The organism is Arthrobacter gengyunqii (assembly GCF_023022985.1).
In the GTDB taxonomy this organism is placed as follows: domain Bacteria; phylum Actinomycetota; class Actinomycetes; order Actinomycetales; family Micrococcaceae; genus Arthrobacter_B; species Arthrobacter_B gengyunqii.
In genome coordinates this window covers 482,658-499,579 of sequence record NZ_CP095461.1, presented here as the reverse complement: position 1 = coordinate 499,579, position 16,922 = coordinate 482,658, and the positions used below count along the sequence as shown (strand labels likewise).

The 16,922-nt window shown below is 65.4% G+C and carries 16 protein-coding genes; 11 read left to right on the top strand and 5 right to left on the bottom strand.

Going from position 1 to position 16,922, the window contains the following annotated elements; translation table 11 throughout:
- Positions 1–54: 54 nt before the first annotated feature.
- A complete protein-coding gene (locus MUG94_RS02390; RefSeq protein ID WP_227909047.1) occupies positions 55–1,341 on the bottom strand; it encodes a sugar ABC transporter substrate-binding protein in 1,287 nt (428 codons plus the stop codon).
- A gap of 310 nt (positions 1,342–1,651) precedes the next feature.
- Between MUG94_RS02390 and MUG94_RS02385 the strand changes: the two genes are divergently transcribed.
- The 4 genes from MUG94_RS02385 (at position 1,652) to MUG94_RS02370 (ending at position 6,038) form a co-directional block, all read left to right on the top strand.
- Positions 1,652–3,376 (top strand): glycoside hydrolase family 13 protein, encoded by a 1,725-nt coding sequence (locus tag MUG94_RS02385; RefSeq protein WP_227909048.1) that lies wholly within the window; start codon positions 1,652–1,654, stop codon positions 3,374–3,376.
- Between the two features lie 88 nt (positions 3,377–3,464).
- Positions 3,465–4,484, top strand: coding sequence for a LacI family DNA-binding transcriptional regulator (locus MUG94_RS02380; protein ID WP_227909049.1), 1,020 nt, complete (start codon positions 3,465–3,467; stop codon positions 4,482–4,484).
- A 155-nt stretch (positions 4,485–4,639) separates the two neighbouring features.
- Positions 4,640–5,005, top strand: a complete 366-nt coding sequence (locus MUG94_RS02375) for a DoxX family protein (protein WP_227909050.1) — start codon at positions 4,640–4,642, stop codon at positions 5,003–5,005.
- Positions 5,006–5,117: 112 nt separating this feature from the next.
- Positions 5,118–6,038, top strand: a complete 921-nt coding sequence (locus tag MUG94_RS02370) for a hypothetical protein (RefSeq protein ID WP_227909051.1) — start codon at positions 5,118–5,120, stop codon at positions 6,036–6,038.
- 49 nt (positions 6,039–6,087) lie between these two features.
- On the opposite strand, the gene MUG94_RS02365 is transcribed toward MUG94_RS02370, so the two are convergent.
- Complete coding sequence (locus MUG94_RS02365) at positions 6,088–7,740, bottom strand: HNH endonuclease signature motif containing protein (protein WP_227909052.1); 1,653 nt, start codon at positions 7,738–7,740, stop codon at positions 6,088–6,090.
- A gap of 423 nt (positions 7,741–8,163) precedes the next feature.
- On the opposite strand from MUG94_RS02365, the gene MUG94_RS02360 reads away from it, so the two are divergent.
- The 4 genes from MUG94_RS02360 (at position 8,164) to MUG94_RS02345 (ending at position 11,595) form a co-directional block, all read left to right on the top strand.
- The gene (locus MUG94_RS02360; protein WP_227892576.1) at positions 8,164–8,454 is read left to right on the top strand and encodes a DUF1540 domain-containing protein; all 291 of its coding nucleotides are present in this window, start codon (positions 8,164–8,166) and stop codon (positions 8,452–8,454) included.
- A 143-nt stretch (positions 8,455–8,597) separates the two neighbouring features.
- The gene (locus MUG94_RS02355; protein WP_227909053.1) at positions 8,598–10,211 is read left to right on the top strand and encodes an AMP-binding protein; all 1,614 of its coding nucleotides are present in this window, start codon (positions 8,598–8,600) and stop codon (positions 10,209–10,211) included.
- 51 nt (positions 10,212–10,262) lie between these two features.
- Positions 10,263–11,198 (top strand): HNH endonuclease, encoded by a 936-nt coding sequence (locus MUG94_RS02350; RefSeq protein WP_227892574.1) that lies wholly within the window; start codon positions 10,263–10,265, stop codon positions 11,196–11,198.
- A gap of 13 nt (positions 11,199–11,211) precedes the next feature.
- Entirely contained in the window at positions 11,212–11,595 is a 384-nt protein-coding gene (locus MUG94_RS02345; protein ID WP_227892573.1) for an RNA-binding S4 domain-containing protein, read from the top strand.
- A gap of 41 nt (positions 11,596–11,636) precedes the next feature.
- Here MUG94_RS02345 and MUG94_RS02340 read toward each other — a convergent pair whose 3' ends face one another.
- From MUG94_RS02340 to MUG94_RS02330, 3 genes are all read right to left on the bottom strand, one after another.
- Positions 11,637–12,881: an MFS transporter gene (locus tag MUG94_RS02340; protein WP_227909054.1), complete on the bottom strand. Its 1,245-nt coding sequence runs from the start codon at positions 12,879–12,881 to the stop codon at positions 11,637–11,639.
- Between the two features lie 59 nt (positions 12,882–12,940).
- Positions 12,941–14,470, bottom strand: a complete 1,530-nt coding sequence (scpC, locus tag MUG94_RS02335) for a succinyl-CoA:acetate CoA-transferase ScpC (RefSeq protein ID WP_227909055.1) — start codon at positions 14,468–14,470, stop codon at positions 12,941–12,943.
- A 108-nt stretch (positions 14,471–14,578) separates the two neighbouring features.
- On the bottom strand, positions 14,579–14,746 hold the full coding sequence (locus tag MUG94_RS02330; protein WP_227892570.1) for a hypothetical protein: 168 nt from the start codon (positions 14,744–14,746) through the stop codon (positions 14,579–14,581).
- A gap of 77 nt (positions 14,747–14,823) precedes the next feature.
- Between MUG94_RS02330 and MUG94_RS02325 the strand changes: the two genes are divergently transcribed.
- From MUG94_RS02325 to MUG94_RS02315, 3 genes are all read left to right on the top strand, one after another.
- Entirely contained in the window at positions 14,824–15,651 is an 828-nt protein-coding gene (locus MUG94_RS02325) for a DUF1684 domain-containing protein (RefSeq protein WP_227909056.1), read from the top strand.
- Between the two features lie 34 nt (positions 15,652–15,685).
- The gene (locus MUG94_RS02320; RefSeq protein WP_227909057.1) at positions 15,686–16,384 is read left to right on the top strand and encodes a bifunctional 4-hydroxy-2-oxoglutarate aldolase/2-dehydro-3-deoxy-phosphogluconate aldolase; all 699 of its coding nucleotides are present in this window, start codon (positions 15,686–15,688) and stop codon (positions 16,382–16,384) included.
- Between the two features lie 63 nt (positions 16,385–16,447).
- Positions 16,448–16,909 (top strand): GatB/YqeY domain-containing protein, encoded by a 462-nt coding sequence (locus MUG94_RS02315; RefSeq protein WP_104105006.1) that lies wholly within the window; start codon positions 16,448–16,450, stop codon positions 16,907–16,909.
- The last annotated feature ends 13 nt before the right edge of the window (positions 16,910–16,922 follow it).

Sequence of the window (16,922 nt, the reverse complement as noted above, 5' to 3'; positions counted from 1 at the left end):
CCGCCGGCGTATGCGCCGGCGGACGTGTCTATCTCAGGTACGGCTGATGCCGGACTACTTGGCGATCTTGGCTTCGACGTTGCTGACCATCTTTGCCCAGGATTCTGCGGGATCGCCCTGGCCCTTGATCAGGGCGAGTTCGGTGCCGCCCCAGTCAGCCCAGACGGCGCCCATTTCCGGGATGGCCGGCATGGGGACGCCGTCGGCGCCGATCTTGCCGAAGGCTTCGACGATCGGGTCTTCGGCTGCTTTGTCGAACGATGCGGTCAGGGCGGGCGGACGTCCGCCGCCTTCGAACATGGCGTCCTGGACAGCCTCGGTGGTGAGGTAGTTCAGGGCAAACTCAGTGGCGGCCAGGGAGTTCTGGCTCTTGGAGCTGATGAAGAAGCCGTTGACGCCGATGAAGGGCTGGGCGGGCTGGTCACCGGTGGTGGGAAGCGGGTCGACGACGACGTTGATGCCGGCTTCCTGGGCCAGCGGCACGTTCCACGGGCCGGTCAGGAAGTACGGGGAGGCCCCGGCGTTGAACTTTTCCTTGGCGATGTCTGCGGTGATGTTGGAGTTCAGGATGCCTGCTCCGCCCTCGCCCCATTCCTTCACCTTGGCGGCGAAGGCAGCACCGTTTTCGTTGCCCAGCTCCAGCTTGGAGGCGTCGTAGCCGCCGGTCTCGTCAGTTCCGAAGACGGGTACGCCCATGGAAGTCTGGAACGGGTACAGGTGGTACGGGTCGCCCTGCTTGGGGTCCATGCCCACCAGGAACGGGAACTCGGCACCCTTTTCGACGGCAGCCTTGCCGTTGGCGATGACTTCGTCCATGGTGGTTGCCGGTTCGGGAACCAGGTCGGCGTTGCGCAGCAGGCCAATGTTTTCGATGGAGTAGGGAACGCCGTAGGTGCTGCCCTCATACGTCATCGCTGCGACGGAGGATTCCTGGAAGTCTGCCGCCTTGTCGCCCAGCTCGATCGGCGCAATCACGCCGTTCTGGACGAACTTGCCCAGCCAGTCGTGCGGGCCCACGATCAGGTCCGGGCCCTTGCCGGTGGGAACCTGGGTGATGAAGTCGTCCGAGACCTGCTCGAAGTCCTTGGTCACCAGCTTGATCTCAATGCCGGTGTCTTCCTTGAACTGGGCAGTGACATCGGTCAGGGCCGGGGAACGCTCCGCGTCAACCCACATGGTGAGGGTGGTGGCGCCGGCGCTGGCCAGATCGGTGGAGTCCGTGCTTTCGGCGGCGTCACTGCCGCCGCAGGCACTGAGGACAAGGGCAGCGGTGACCGAAACGGCCCCGAGAGCGAAGGAACGGCGGCCAAACGCCGTCGTTCCCGTGGTGTGCACCTTCATTGGTGTACCTCTCCTAGTTTTCAATGGTGTCCGGCTTTCTCAGGCAGCACCCGAGCCCTCCCTGTGCTCTCGCAGCGCAAGGGTCAGGAGCAAACGGAGAGTCTCCGTCGGGACCTAAGCATGGAGAAAGTGTAAGCGCGTACACGTTGTGCGTCCAATCACAGATCTACGTCACAGAACGAGGACCAACCGGGTGCGGCTCCCGCGCCGCTTCCATGGAGCAGGCCCGGAATTATCAGCAGTCTTAGCACTGGAACGGTGCGGTGTAAGCGTTTTCATTTATGGTTGGAAGCCCCCTAGGATGGCACCCATGCTCAGCGACGTTATCTCCAGCCCTGGCCCTGACGCCTCCCCCGCCCTCATTCCCCTTCACGCTGCCTCCAGCGAGCGCGACCGCCAGTGGTGGCGCTCGTCAGTGATCTACCAGGTCTATCCGCGCTCCTTCCGCGATCTCAGCGGTGACGGCATTGGCGATCTTCCCGGCATTACGGCGGAGATGGCGTCCCTGGCCGAACTGGACATTGACGCGCTGTGGCTTTCGCCGTTCTTCAAGTCGCCGCAGAATGACGCAGGCTACGACGTCGCCGACTACTGCTCCGTCGATCCCCTGTTCGGAACGCTGGACGATTTTGATGCCCTCGTCACCGAGGCCTCCGGCCACGGCATCCGGATCATTGTTGACCTCGTGCCCAACCACTGCTCCAACGAACATGCACTCTTCCAGGCTGCCCTGGCCGCTCCGGAGAATTCTCCTGAGCGTGACATGTTCATCTTCCGCGACGGTGCCGGCGAAAACGGTGACGCTCCGCCCAACAACTGGCAGTCCCACTTTGGCGGATCGGCCTGGACCCGCACCAACAACACCGACGGAACTCCCGGCCAGTGGTACCTGCACCTCTTCGATTCCACCCAGCCGGACTTCAACTGGGACAATCCTGCGGTCCGTGCCGAGTTTGAGCGCGTGCTGCGCTTCTGGCTGGACCGCGGCGTCGGCGGTTTCCGCGTGGACGTTGCCCATGCCCTGATCAAGAAGTCCGGCCTTCCGGACTGGGGCGGCCGTGCTGACGGCTGCTCATCGGACGGTTTCCCGGGACACGAGGCTCCGATGTTCGGCCAGCCTGAGGTCCACGACATCTTCCGGTCCTGGCGCAAACTGCTGGAGGAGTACGACGGCGAACGCGTCCTGTGCGCCGAGGCCACCATCGATCCGCTGGACCGCCTGTCCGACTGGGTCCGCCCCGATGAGATGCACCAGACCTTCAACTTCGCTTACCTGAACCATGACTGGCACGCCGGCGCCGTGCGCCACGTCGTCGGCTCCTCGCTGGAGGCCTTCGACAAAGTCGGTGCGCCCACCACGTGGGTGCTGTCCAACCACGACGTCGTCCGCCATGCCACGCGCTTCGGCATCGAAGGCCACCAGGAGCGTCCCGGAGACGGACTGGGTCCGGAGGACCCGCAGCCCAACTATGAACTGGGGCTGTCCCGTGCCCGCGCCGCGACGCTGCTGATGCTGGCGCTGCCCGGCGGCGTCTATTTGTACCAGGGTGAAGAACTGGGTCTTCCGGACCACACCACCATGCCCCACGATTACCGCCAGGACCCCAGCTACCACCGCACCGGCGGTGCGCGCCTGGGCCGCGACGGCTGCCGCGTTCCCCTGCCGTGGCACGCGTCGACTGACAGCTTCGGCTTCAGCAGCACCGGCTCTGCCTGGCTGCCCCAGCCTGCCGACTGGGCATCACTGGCCCGGGACGTCCAGCGCGAGGACCCGGCGTCAACGCTGAATCTGTACCGCAGCGCGCTTGCCGTTCGCAGGGAGTATGCCCTCGGCGCCGGTTCGCTCGCGTGGTGGCCGGACGTCGACGGCGACTCGGTCGTTGCCTTCCTCAACGGCAACGTGCTGGTGGTGCTCAACATGGGCAACCATCCGGTGGACCTTCCCGCGGGCGAGGTGCTGGTGACCAGCGAAGCGGGGGCTGCCCCCGGAGGAATCCTGGCACCCAACCACGCCGTCTGGCTCCGGCTAAGCTAATTCCTGCGGCACCGGGCCTGGCCCGGTGCCGCAGAACCGTTTAGCTGCCGGCCCTCCGCCCCCGCAGCAGCCCAACCGAGGAGAAACCGTGGCAGGCATCAAAGATGTGGCCGCCCGTGCCGGCGTCTCATCAGCGACGGTTTCGCGCACCCTCAGCGGCAACGGGAAGGTGTCCGAGTCCACGCGCCGCAGGGTTCAAGCGGCCGCCGATGAGCTGGGCTACGTCCTGTCCTACAACGCGTCGTCGTTGGCCTCGGGGCGGAGCCGCAACATTGGAATTGTCATGCCCACCGTGGGCCGGTGGTATTTCTCCCAGGTCCTCGAAGGTGCTGCTGCTGCACTCATCGACGCCGGCTACGACCTCACGCTGTACAACACCAGCGATGGTCCGGGTCACCGCGAGAGTGTGCTGACGGAAATGCTGCGTCGCAAGAGGCTCGACGCCGTCATAGCGGTGGCGTTGAAGCTCACGGACGAGGAACTCGCCCAGCTGCATGCTGTGGGCAAGCCCATTGTCGCCATCGGCGGCCCGCTGCCCGGGACCCACACCATCCGCGTGGATGAAGCCAGCATTTCCATGCTGGCAACCGATCATCTGATCTCGCTGGGCCATACGCGTATTGCCCATATCGGCGGCGGCGAAGAACTCGAGCGGGACTTCCGGCTGGGCAGCACCCGCCGGGACGGCTATGAACGGGCCATGGGACGGGCTGGGTTGGAGTGCCGGCACATCAACAGCCCCGACTTTTCAGTCGCCAGCGGCGTGAAGGCTGCGAAGACTCTCCTCGCCGCCCCCGAGAACCCTCCCACAGGCATTTTTTGCGCCTCAGATGAGCTGGCCATCGGCACCATCCTTGCGGCCGGGGGCTTGGGACTGCGGGTTCCCGAGGACTTGTCCGTTATCGGGATTGACGGCCATGAACTGGGTGAGGTTTTCGGCCTGACCACCATCGGCCAGGATCCGAAGGGCCAGGGGGCGGCCGCCGTCGCTGCGGTGCTGTCCCTCCTGGCGCAGAAACCCGTGGAAGCCGACTGGATCCAGCGGTTCTATCCGACCGAATTCATTGTCCGCTCCAGCACCTCGGTTGCCTCCGACCTACGCCGGTAATTGAGGGTGTCCCCGGCGATCGCTATCGGAGTGCCCGCGCCGGACTCATGACCCTCGTTATGGCGCCCAAACCGTGCTTGACTTGAGCGTCCGCCGATCCCGTCCAGCCGTCCTGCTGTCCTGCCGTCCTGCGCCAAAGGAACACCGCCACGCCTATGTCCGTTTTTCTCTGGATCCTGCAGATAGTCCTGGCCCTCATGTTCGTGGGAATCGGAGGGCTTCGTCTGGTGAGCCCTGCCCCACGGCTGAGGAGACTGCCGTGGACGGACGGCTATCCCCTTGCGGCCATCCGGGCTCTCGGCGCATTGGAACTTGTCGCCGGCCTCCTTGTCCTGGTTCCCGGAATGCTTGGGTGGTCTCCCCTTCTGACAGCCGTAGCCGCGGGCGGGTTGGCGGTGCTGATGGCTCTGGCAGTGCTGATGCACTTGAGGAGGGGCCAACAGCAATCCGCTGTACTTCCGGCTATCCTGCTGGTGATGGCTGGAATTGTGCTGTGGGGCCGGCTGGACCAGCTGTTGTAACCGGACAGGCACCGACCCGGCACAACGCACACACGGCTTCCGCACCAGACGTGTTTGGATTGAATGAACCAATCCTTGGACGCAATGAAATGGGTGAAGTGGCATGCCGGACGTGGCCCAGGCCGTAGCGGAGCTGTACGCGCTGATGCCCGATGCCTTCACCGCAGACCGAAACAAACGGGCTGCAGAAGCGACCAAAGCCGGGAACAAGGAGCTGGGCAAAGCCATTCGGGCGCTGCCCAAGCCGTCCGCGGGTGCATGGCTGGTCAACATGTTGGCCCTGCATCGGCCTGAGCTGATCTCTGAAGTCCTTGAGCTGGGTGCTGTTTTGCGTGAAGCCCAAGATGACATGGACCAGCAGCAGCTGCGGCGACTGAGCGGCGAGCGTCAGCGGTTGCTGCGTTCTGCGGCCCGGGAGGCCCGCAGCCTCGCTGAGGAACTTGGTCGTCCGGTCAGCGCGGCGGTGGGTGCCGAGGTGGAACAGACCTTGTGGGCGGCCATGACGGATGCCGCTGCAGCAGCGGCTGCGGCCAGCGGCCAACTGGTGCGCACGTTGGAAGCCAATGGTTGGGATCCCGTCAACGTGGACGGATCCGTAGCGGATCCGGACTCAGTCCAGGCGCTGTCGGCCAGCGGCGGCCAGCGGCGCAAACCCGCTGCCAAGGTCCGCACGGGATCCGGTGACAGCGGAAATCAGTCAGCCAAAGAGAAATCTGCTGCCACTGCTGCGGCTGCGCGGGCACGCCGCGCGGCGCAAACGTTATTGACGGAAGCCGAACGGGAAGCTGAGCAGGCCGAGGAAGCGCTGCGTACCGCACAGGCCGAAGTCGACGCCGTCGCGAACCGCCGCGACGGACTGACTGATGAAATTGACGACCTGCGGGACCGTATCCGCGAACTTGAACGTGAAGTGGCTGCCACGGACCGCCGTGCCGGCACCTTGGAACGGGAGCGCGACGGCGCCCGCCGAACCGCACGCGCTGCACGGCGTGCGGTGGAGAAGGCGCAGGCGAAACTCGAGGGCTTGGGCTAGCTCAGCTCCGTCCCGGCAGCTCACACAGGTTAGAAGAGCGGACGGAATCTTAGAAGGGTGGCGGATTGTCGCCGTAATCATTCCGGGCCTCGCCGACGGAGCTCCAGCCGGACATTTCGAGTGCAACTGGATTGTCGGGCGCAGCTGGGTTCCTTGCTGCAGGTCCCGGGACCAAGGTGAGGTGCGGGTCGGTGCGGTAAGTTCGGCCTCCCGGTGACGTCCACTCGATGATTCCCGGTGAGCGTTGTCGTGCTTTCCAGAACCCCCGGGTTTTGAACATGTGGTGCCGCCGGCAGAGGTGTTCGAGGTTGTCGTGGTCCGTGGTGCCGCCGTGGGACCAGGGTTTGGTGTGGTCGATCTCGGAAATGACGGCATTGGTCCGGCATCCGGGAAACCGGCAGGTTCCGTCGCGGGCACGGAGCCAGCGCTGCAGCCCGGCAGGAACTTTCCGTCGCCGGCCGACCCGCATAATCTCGTCGGTGCCCGGGTGACGTTCGACCGGTGTCCAGTGGGCTGCCTGCCGGGCGAGCCTGCGGGCCGTCTCCGGGCTGATGGGCCCGTACCCGTGCAGTTCCGCCGGCTGTTCATCAGCTCCGAAGAGGGTTTCCGCGGTGATCAGGACCAGGATTTCGGTGCGAGCCCTGGCCTTGGTGTCCTTGGTGCGGCTTTCGTGGGTGTTCCGGCCGTCGGGTTTATCATCGCGGACCAGGTCGCCGTTGGCGGGGCCATCGCTAGGTCCGCTGGGCCCGGCTGTACCGCTGCCCTCCCTCCCGCTCCTGGCATCCACATCAGCTTCTCCACCGTCATCCCCACCCTCGAGCAGGTCCGCGAGGATGTCCGCCCGCAACTCATCCACCCGCCGCGGGTCCCCGGCAGACTGTTCACCCCGCGCGGCTGTGGTCAGCTGCGTGTAGATCAGCTGGGCACGGGCCGCCGGCAACAAGGCCGACAACCACGACATGCCGTCCTCGTCCGGTGCCAAACAGACCCGGCGCCGCTCAAACGCTGTCTTGTGCCGGACGCTGATGGTTTCCGGATATGTCTTTTCCCGCATCCGGCGGGCCTTCACCCGGAACTGGGACGACGTCTGACCCGCGGCAGCAACCGCCAGCAGGTCCTTTTCAAAGCCGGCCAGCTCAGCCTCGGGGACGTTTTGGGACTGGTCCAGCACGGTTTGGACATGCCCGTAACTGAGGGTGCCCGCTTCCAGGCCGGCCAGGGTTGCCGTGTGGGTGGAGCACAGCTGTCCGGCGTCGCTCATCAGCATCTTCGCGGTGTTGGTAGGCAGGCACAGGATCGCGGCAGCTTCCTCCGCAGCAAGACTGAACGTCAGTCCCGGATCCTCCCTACCGATGTCTTGGAGGAGGTCATCGCGGAAGACGGTCTCCATCCGGTGCAGGACTTTTGCCTGCTGAGCTTGAGCCCAGCGCACCAAAGCATCCAACCGGGACAGCACCACACCGGCTTCGTCCTGGGTCAGGGACTCAGCCCCCTGCAAACTCAACGACCCGGTAAACCCGTCCCTGAACGACGGGCCGAGGTCTGGTGTCTGTGCGGAATCGCTATGGGCAATACCGGGATCCCTCGGGGCAATGCCGGGCTTGGCCTCGTAAACCGACAGGCTCGACCCGACAGCTCGCCCGGTACCGGCACCGGGGAAATCACAACCGCTGCCGCGTCGAGAAGATCCGTTCTGATCCATGTCTTCAGCCTTTCACCCGCCACTGACATTTCCGTCCCGGAAACAGCCCCAAAAGGCCCAGAACGCCCCCTTTTGAGGCCCTTCAAATACCCCACTTTCAGCACCAACTACCTGTTCGCGGAGCGGTATACCTGCTGCCGAGCCACCTCCCCCTTTGGACGCATGCCCGGACTGCCCGGGATTTCTCCGTATTTCTCCGTATTTCTCCGACAAGCGGGGCACATCCACCGTTCGGGTGCCGCCCCCCTCCGACAGCTCTCCTCTCGCCCCACAGGCACCCTCTGACACCCTGCTCTGCAGCACCAAAACCCTTGATACGGGCACGGAACAGCACCAAATACGTCCAACAAATTCGTCCTAATTATCTGCAGCCAACGGTGGTACGTTCGAAATTCGGCAGACATTACCCCTCTTGGAGGAACCATGACTGATCATGTAGCGCCCGTCAGCGATTGCTCCGTAGACAGCTGCGATTACAACCACGATGGCTGCACCGCTTATGCCATCACGGTGGGTGGAACTCCCGACCACGCCAGCTGCTCCACCTTCATCGACACCACCGAGACCGGTGGCCTCCCCAAGGTTTTGGCCTCCGTCGGAGCGTGCCTGCGCAGCGAATGCCGACACAATGACCACCTCATGTGCACTGCCCATGACGTCAGAGTCGGCCCCGGAGCCGAGTCGGCAGACTGCCTCACGTACCAGTCACGCTGAAGCGGGCGCCCGCGTCAGCGCAGTGACAGGCCGGCCGGGCAGGCTCGCCGCCCCGTTCAGCCGGCACCAGCAACATAGGATGTGACCCAAGCCTCATAAACCCTGTAGCGTAGGTGGCCATCCACCTGCACTAAAGGAGAACAATGCCCGGCTTGGACACCGCTTTAACGCCCCTGCGCTTCCTGGAACGCGCAGCACAGGTACACCCGGAAAAGACGGCCGTCATCGACGGAGACCGGACCCTGACCTACCGGGAGCTGGCCGCAGCGGTGACCCGCACTGCTCATGCGTTACGGGCATCCGGCCTGGAGGAGAGCGGCCGCGCGGCTTTCCTCGGCACCAATTCCGCAGAACTGCTGATCGCCCATTACGCCGTCCCTCTGGCCGGCGGCGTCATTGTTCCGCTGAACACCCGGCTCTCTCCGCCGGAAGTCGCCTACATCTGCAACCATTCCGGAGCCACACTGCTCTTCGGCGACCCGGAACTGCTGCGCGGCCTGGGCTCCCCGGAACTGGAAACCGTGGCCGAAGCCTTCTCCTTCCCCCTGCAGGACGGAACCTCCGACACCGTGGAGGGAACGACGTCGTACTCCGACTTCCTGGCCCGCGGAACCGACACTCCGCTCCCCTGGGAGGTCGCAGACGAAAACACCGTCATCAGCCTGAATTACACCTCCGGCACCACCGGCCGGCCCAAGGGCGTGATGTACACCCACCGCGGGGCGTACCTGAACTCGCTCGGCGAGGTCCACCACCAGGGCTTCGACTCAGACACCACCTACCTGTGGACGCTGCCGATGTTCCACTGCAACGGCTGGTGCACCACCTGGGCGCTGACCGCCGCTTCGGGCACCCACGTGTGCCTGCGCGCCGTCCGCGGGCCGGAGATCTGGCGGTTGATCGACACCCATGGGATCGACCATCTCGCCGGCGCCCCCACCGTCCTGAGCGCCATTGCCACCGCTGAGGAAGCCCATTCACTGGAGCACCCGCTGACCATCGTCACCGCGGGGGCTCCCCCGAGCCCCACCATCATCAATAAAATCCATCAGCTGCAGGCCAAAGTGGTGCATGTCTACGGCCTCACCGAGTCCTACGGGCCGTACGCGGTATGCGAGCCGCAGGCCGTCTGGGCGGATCTGGACGCGGACGCGCTGGCCAAGAACATGGCGCGCCAGGGCGTGGGCATGCTGACGTCCGAACGCCTGCGCGTGGTCCGTGACCTGCCGGCCGACGACGGCGGGCTGGCGGACGTGGCAGCCGACGGCGTCGAAATGGGCGAGATTGTGATGCGCGGGAACTCTGTCATGAAGGGCTACTACCGCGACGACGAGGGGACGGCAACAGCGTTCTTCGGCGGCTGGTTCCACACCGGAGACCTGGGGGTCATGCATCCGGACGGTTACGTCCAGCTGCTGGATCGTTCCAAGGACGTGGTGGTGTCCGGCGGCGAAAACATTTCCACCATCGAAGTGGAGCAGGCTTTGGCCAGCCACCCGGCAGTAGCCGACGTCGCCGTGATCGGCATCCCCGACGAACGATGGGGTGAGCGGCCCAAGGCTTTTGTGGTGCTGGTCCCGGGCCGGGACGTGACCGAAGCGGACCTGCTGAAGCACGTCAAATCCCAGATTGCTTCCTACAAGGCTCCGGGCAGCGTGGAGTTCATTATCGATCTGCCCAAGACATCCACCGGGAAAATCCGCAAGAATGAACTGCGGTCCTCGGAATGGGAAGGCCGCGAAGCGCGCATTAACTAGGGAACTTTTTGAGCGAACCGGACCGCAATCCGTAACGGGTAAGGAGAACACATGGCCGCCGTCGTGCTGGGCTGGAATCCGGCCACTGCGTTTGGTGCCGGACCCGGCCGCGCAGACTATGCCATGGCTGCGGCGACGGTGGACCGCACGGGACTCTTCGGGATCCGCTGGCGGGTGGGACGCGGACAGCAGATGGCGCGCGGCACCGACGTGTGGCTGTTCGCCCAGGGCCGGCACGGCCGCGGGCTGCTGGGCCACGGGGTGGTGGCCGCCGCGCCCCAACCGGGCGCGGCGCTGCCGGCCCGGTTGGGGCTGCTGGCAGGAGTCGTTTTTGACCTGCTGCTGCCACCGGGAGATGCCCTCCCGGCGGAAGTGCTGCAGGAGAGTGTTCCGGACCTGAATTGGAACGCCGTGCGCAGTACGGGAACCGTTGTTCCGCCCGCCGCAGAAGGGCAGCTGCGTGCCGCATGGACGTCCTACCTGCGGTCCCGGCCCGTTCCCGAGGACTGGCTGGGGGCTGTGGACCCCACCATTCCGCTGCCGGGAAGCCTTCCCCAGGACACCCTGCGCGAAGTGGCGGTGAACCGCTGCGAACACGACCCCGACGGCGTGCAGCGGTGCGTGGCTTTCCACGGCACATCCTGTGCCGCGTGCGGCCTGTCGATGGAGCAGATGTACGGACCGGCGGGAGCGTCCTTCATCCAGGTGCACCACATTGTTCCGCCGTCGGCCATCAGCCCGGACTACGTGCTGGATCCGGTGGCCGATCTGGTGCCGATGTGCCCCAATTGCCACGCCATGGCGCACCGGGGCTCCCCTGATGCGTACACGCCGGCGGAGGTCCGGCGGATGCTGGCCTCGGCGGCGGGACCACGGCCGGTGCGCACCTCCATTCCCGGGACAATCCCCTCGCCGGAACAGCTAAACGCCCAAGAGGACGCGGCCCGGCTCCGGGACACCTCCCTGCCTCCGCGGGACACACAGTAGAATCGGTATCCCCATGAGCATTCCCGCCAGCACCTCGAAATCAGTCCGTGTGGACGCTTGGCTGTGGGCCGTCAGGGCTTACAAGACCAGGTCTGCAGCCACCGCTGCCTGCCGTGCCGGCCATGTGCGGCTGAACGGCAACCCGGCCAAGGCTGCCCAGCCGGTCCAGCCCGGAGACACCATCAGGGTTCGCCAGCCGGGCTACGAACGGATCCTGGAAGTCCGCCAGCTCATCGCCAAGCGGGTGGGTGCGGAGGCCGCCTCCCACTGCTTCACCGACCACACCCCGCCCCGGCCGGTTGGCCCCGTGCTGGGAGTGCCGCTGCGGGACCGGGGCGCCGGACGTCCCACAAAGAAGGACCGCCGGGAAATCGACAGACTGCGCGGCGACCGCTGACCGGTCGGGCCCGGGTCACACAGGACTGGCCGGACACCGGGTTAGGCCGGACGCCGCCTCAACTGATCGTCCACAAAGCGCGGAGCCGCAGCAATGATCCCGGCGGCCGCCATGACCGCTGCCGACGCAATGAGAATGACCAGAGGAACAGTCCAACTGCCGGTGGCCTCGTGCAGGGCGCCGATGGCAAACGGCCCCACAGCGGCCAGCAGATAGCCCACGGGCTGGCAAAAGCCCGACAGCTCGGCAGTCACCCGGGGGTCGCGTGAACGCGCGGTGATCAAGGCCAGAGCCGTGGGAAACGCAAACCCGCCGATCCCGAGCAGCAGGGCCCACATCCAGGGCATCGTTGCGGGAGCCAGCAACAGGCCCAGGTAGCCTGCCGCCACGGCTGTTGCCAGTCCGGCTATGTAGAAATGCAGCCCCGGTGCCCTCGCCACCAGTGCCGGCATGATCAGCCCGCCCGCTATCCCCAGCGAAGCAATGATGGCTGCCATCAGCCCGGCATGCCCCTGTTCCAACCCGGCATCCCGGTATATCTGCGGTACCCAGCCAAACTGGACGTAGGCGTGCATGGACTGCACGCCGAAATACACGCACAGCGCCACGGCTGTCCGGGAAGATGTGATCCGCAGCCGCTCCGTTGGCCCCGCACCGGCATCAGTCTGCACAACTGCCCTGCGGCTCCGCACCGAGACCAGGATCCAGGGAACAAACGCCGCCAGTGCCGCCAGCCCCCATACCCTCAGACTCAGCTGCCAGCCTCCGGAGTCCCATCCCGCCAGCGGCGCAGCAACCAGCAGGGGAAGTGTGGCACCCACGGCGAGAGTGGTGCCGTACACCGAATTCAACAGGGCCGTCCGGGTTCCGCCGTGGGTCTTGATGAAGGCGGGCACCAGGATATTGCCCATCGCCATGCCGGCGAAGGCGAGCACCGTCAGGATCATGAACAGCACCGGAGAGGCCACGACGGAGCGGATCAGCAGACCGGCGGCCACCACGCCCAGTCCCAGGGCGATGGTCCACGCGATGCCTGCCCTGCGCGAGACCATCACGGCCAGCGCTCCCACCACGGCAAAAGTGAAGCCGGGCAACGCGGTCAGAATCCCGGCCTGGACCGATCCCATGCCGAGACCCGACTGGATCTCCGCGAGGACCGGCCCCACTGACGTCGCGCCCGGCCGCAGGTTTACTGCCACCAGGATGACCGCGACGGCGGCCAGCCACACGGGCAGCGGCACGGTGCCTTTACGGTGGGTGGCAGACCGGCTGCTTAAATCGCTCATCTGAGCGTTTCTAGCATGTCTGCTCCCAAACAGCACGCCCGCTGCCGTGCTGGGTGTCCCTACGCCTGAGCGGCCACCGCGGGGCGGCTGTCACCGGTTTCCACAAACCGGTGGTGCCAGGACAGCGACTCATCCAGCAGGTGCGGGGTGTGCTTGCCGAAGCTCTCGCGGCTGGCACGGTCGAAGTAATCCTGCAGCAGGGGCTGGAAGTCCGGGTGCGCGCACTTGTCGATGATCGTGCGGGCCCGCTGCTTGGGCGAGAGACCGCGAAGATCCGCAAGGCCCCGCTCGGTCACGATCAGCATGGTGTCATGCTCCGTGTGGTCCACATGGCTGACCATGGGCACGATGCCGGAGATTTTCCCGCCCTTGGCCGTGCTCGGAGAGAGGAACGCGGACAGGAAGCCGTTGCGGGCGAAGTCGCCGGATCCGCCGATGCCGTTCATCATGGCCGTGCCGGCCACGTGGGTGGAGTTCACGTTGCCGTAAATGTCCGCCTCGATCATGCCGTTCATGGCGATGCAGCCCAGCCGGCGGATGAGTTCGGGGTGGTTGGAGATCTCCTGGGTGCGCAGGATGATGCGCTTGCGGTAGAACTCTATGTTGGAGTTGAACTCCTCGATTCCCGCTGGGCTCAGCGAGAAGGACGTTGCGGACGCCACCCGGATCACGCCGTCGCGGATCAGGTGCAGCATCCCGTCCTGGATGACTTCGGTGTACGCGGTCAGCCCGGTGTACCCCGAGGTGGCCAGCCCGCCCAGAACGGCATTGGCGATGTTCCCGACACCGGACTGCAGCGGCAGGAGCTTGTCGGTCAGCCGGCCGGCTTTGATCTCGTCCCCGAAGAAATCGATCAGGTGCCCGGCGATCTGTGTGGAGGTTTCATCGGGTGCGGCGAAGGGGGTCATGCGGTCCGGGGCATCGGTTTCAACGACGGCGATGACCTTGTCCGGGTCCAGCCGAAGGTACGGTTCACCGATCCGGTCATCCGGGTTGACCAGCATGATGGGCTTGCGGTGCGGAGGCAGTGCCGTGCCGTAGTACACGTCATGCATGCCGTCCATGGCAGCGGCCTGCTGCACGTTCACTTCCAGGATGATCTTGTCCGCCTGCTCGATCCACGTCTTGTTGTTGCCAACGGACGACGACGGGATCAGGGAGCCATCCTCGTTGATGCCCACCACCTCGATCACGGCAAGGTCAATGTGGCCGTAGAAACCAAACCAGGTGTACTGGGCCACATGGCCCAGGTGGATGTCGATGTACTCCAGTTCGCCGTCGTTGATCCGCTTCCGCAGGGTGGGATCGGACTGGTACGGAAGTCGCAGTTCCATGCCGCCGGCCTTCGCGAGCACGCCGTCGAGCTCGGGGGCGGTGGACGCACCGGTGAGTACTTTGATCTGAAACTCTTCGCCGCGGGCGTGGGCTTCTTCCATTTGCATGGCAAGCGCCTGCGGAACGGCTTTGGGATAGCCGGCGCCGGTAAACCCGCTCATCGCCACGGTCATACCCGGCTTGATGAGCGCTGCCGCCTGTTCTGCGGACATTCTGCGCTCAAGCAGTCCTTCATGGTGAATGCGGTCGTGCATGGTGGCCTTTCTTAGATGGGACCAACCAACCCTATCTGTTATGAGGCGTGGCTCATATTTAGGTGTTGGCTGGGCCACTCATGCGGGCCGTGCCGGTGGCTTCAAACGCTACGCAGACCTGCCGCCGTGATGCTGGATTTGTTCAAGGACAGCTTCCAGCTCCGTGCTCAGCGCGGCCAGGGCCGAGGTACTGGTCTCGACCGAGAGAGCAGCCACCAGTTCGGTCTGGCGGTGGCGCAACTGGTCGAGAGATGGCAGTGAACCGTTGGTTTCCATACCTCATCCTACAAACCGCGCCGCTACACTTCCCTCCAGAGAGCCGAATACTATTTGGCGGACAAGCAGGAGGACCCATGAGTACGCCCACGCCCGAAGTTCAAGAGGAATGGCACCGGTTCCGCAGCGCACGGGATGCCGAGTTGGCGCAGGAGCATGGCTGGCTGACCCTGACCTCGCTGCAGTGGCTGACGGAAGAACCTGCAGCACTGGACCACCTCCCAGGCCTTTGGTCTGCGGACGGCGCCGAAGCGACGCTGTCCGCAGCCGCCGGCGACGGCATCACCCTCGCCGAAACCGGCGCCCCGGTGGACGGCACCGTCACCGCCTCCCTGGCGGACGAGGAATCGCTTCTGTGGGTGTATTTCGGCGGGTCGGACGGTCGGCGCATCGGCGTGGAGCTGGCAAGGCGCGGCGGGCGCTGCGCGGTCCGCACCCGCGACGCCGCCTCGGCGGTCTTCACCGATTTCGACGGTGTGCCGGCCTTCGGTTACCGCTCCGATCTGGTGGTCCCGGGACGGTATGCGGCCTATCCCGAGCCGGTGGAGGTTCCGATCCGGACCGCGCATCCCGCCGTCGACGGCGTACATGTCACCGTGGGTGAGCTGATGCTGCAGCTGCCCGGGGCAGAGCAGGAATACCGGCTGCAGGTCAGCGCTGAAGGGTCCGGCCGGCTGGCCCTCGCCTTCCACGATGCCACCAACAACGAAAGCACTGCCGGATGGCGCAAAGTCGTCTTCGATGCACCGGAGCCGGGAACGTCCGCGGTCACCGTGGACTTCAACCGGGCCGTGAACTATCCCAGCGCCTTCACGGCGTTCGGAACCTGCCCCATGCCGGTGGGCAGCAACATCATCGGCATCCCCGTGGAAGCCGGCGAAAAAGACCCCGGAACACGCTCATAGCTGCGAAAGGCCCGCACATGATTTGGCCCCGCCCATGACAACGGAACCTGTTCGACCGATGCCGAACCGGGCGCCGATGGGCAGCGGGCTGCAGCGAACGCGAATCGTGGCTGTGCTTGAGACCGGTTCTGCATCCGCCGGCCATGACCGCCCCGACAGCTTCAGGATTGCGGCCGTCGCCGACACCCTGGTGGAAAACGGCGTGCTCTGCCTGGCGCTGTCCCCGTGGGCGGGAAACGGCCTGACGGTGCTCGAACAGCTGGCCACCAGATTGCCCGACGGCGCGGAGCTGGGCTTGGGAGCGGTGCTGGCACCCGAGGACGCAGTCCGGGCGGCGGGCGCCGGTGCAGATTTTGTGATGTCCCCGCTTGTGGCTCCGGACATGGTCCATGCCGCCCGTGGCATCGGGCTGGCCAGCTACCCCGGAGCCCTGACGCCCAGCGAGGTTCATCTTGCGTGGCGGACGGGAGCCACCGCCGTGCAGCTGTTTCCCGGCGGTTCCCAGGGACCGGGCTATCTTGCGGCCCTTCGGCGGGCGTTGCCGGACATCCCGGTGATTCCCGGAGGCGGAATCGAGTGCGGTGACGTCGCCGACTGGCTGGCCGCCGGGGCCGCCGCCGTCGTGCTGGGGCGTTCCCTTCTGGGCGATGCCCTGTTGCCCGGCGGTGATCTGCGGTCCCTCGGCGTGCGAACCCGTTTGGTCTGTGCCGCCGCGGCGGACGCTCCCGGCTGAGAGCACATAGCTGAGATCATAGGAAGAACACACTTCAATAATCTTCACCGGAAACGAGTCCGCATGACACTCAAAGAGCAGCTCCAGTCCGACATGAAAACCCATATGAAGGCCGGCAACCGCACGGCCCTGATGACGGTCCGCAACGTCCTGGGTGAAATCGAAACCCGGGAAAAGTCCGGCAAGACCCCAGTGGAACTCGACGATGCCCAGGTTGTTTCGCTCCTGCAGAAGGAAGCCGCCAAGCGCCGCGACACCGCAGGAATCTACTTGGAGGCTGGCGAAAAAGAACGCGGAGCCGCCGAAATCGCCGAAGCTGAAATCATCGAAGCCTACCTGCCGGCCCCGCTGACCGCCGCTGACGTCGAAGCCATCGTGGATGAAGCCGTGGCGGAACTGACGGCCGACGGCACGGAACTGACCATGCGCCAGATGGGTGCGGTCATGAAGCCGGTCACCGCCAAGGTTGCCGGCCGCTTTGACGGCAAGGCTGTCAGCGAGATCGTCCGCAGCCGCCTCGCCTAAGTCCCAGCGCGCC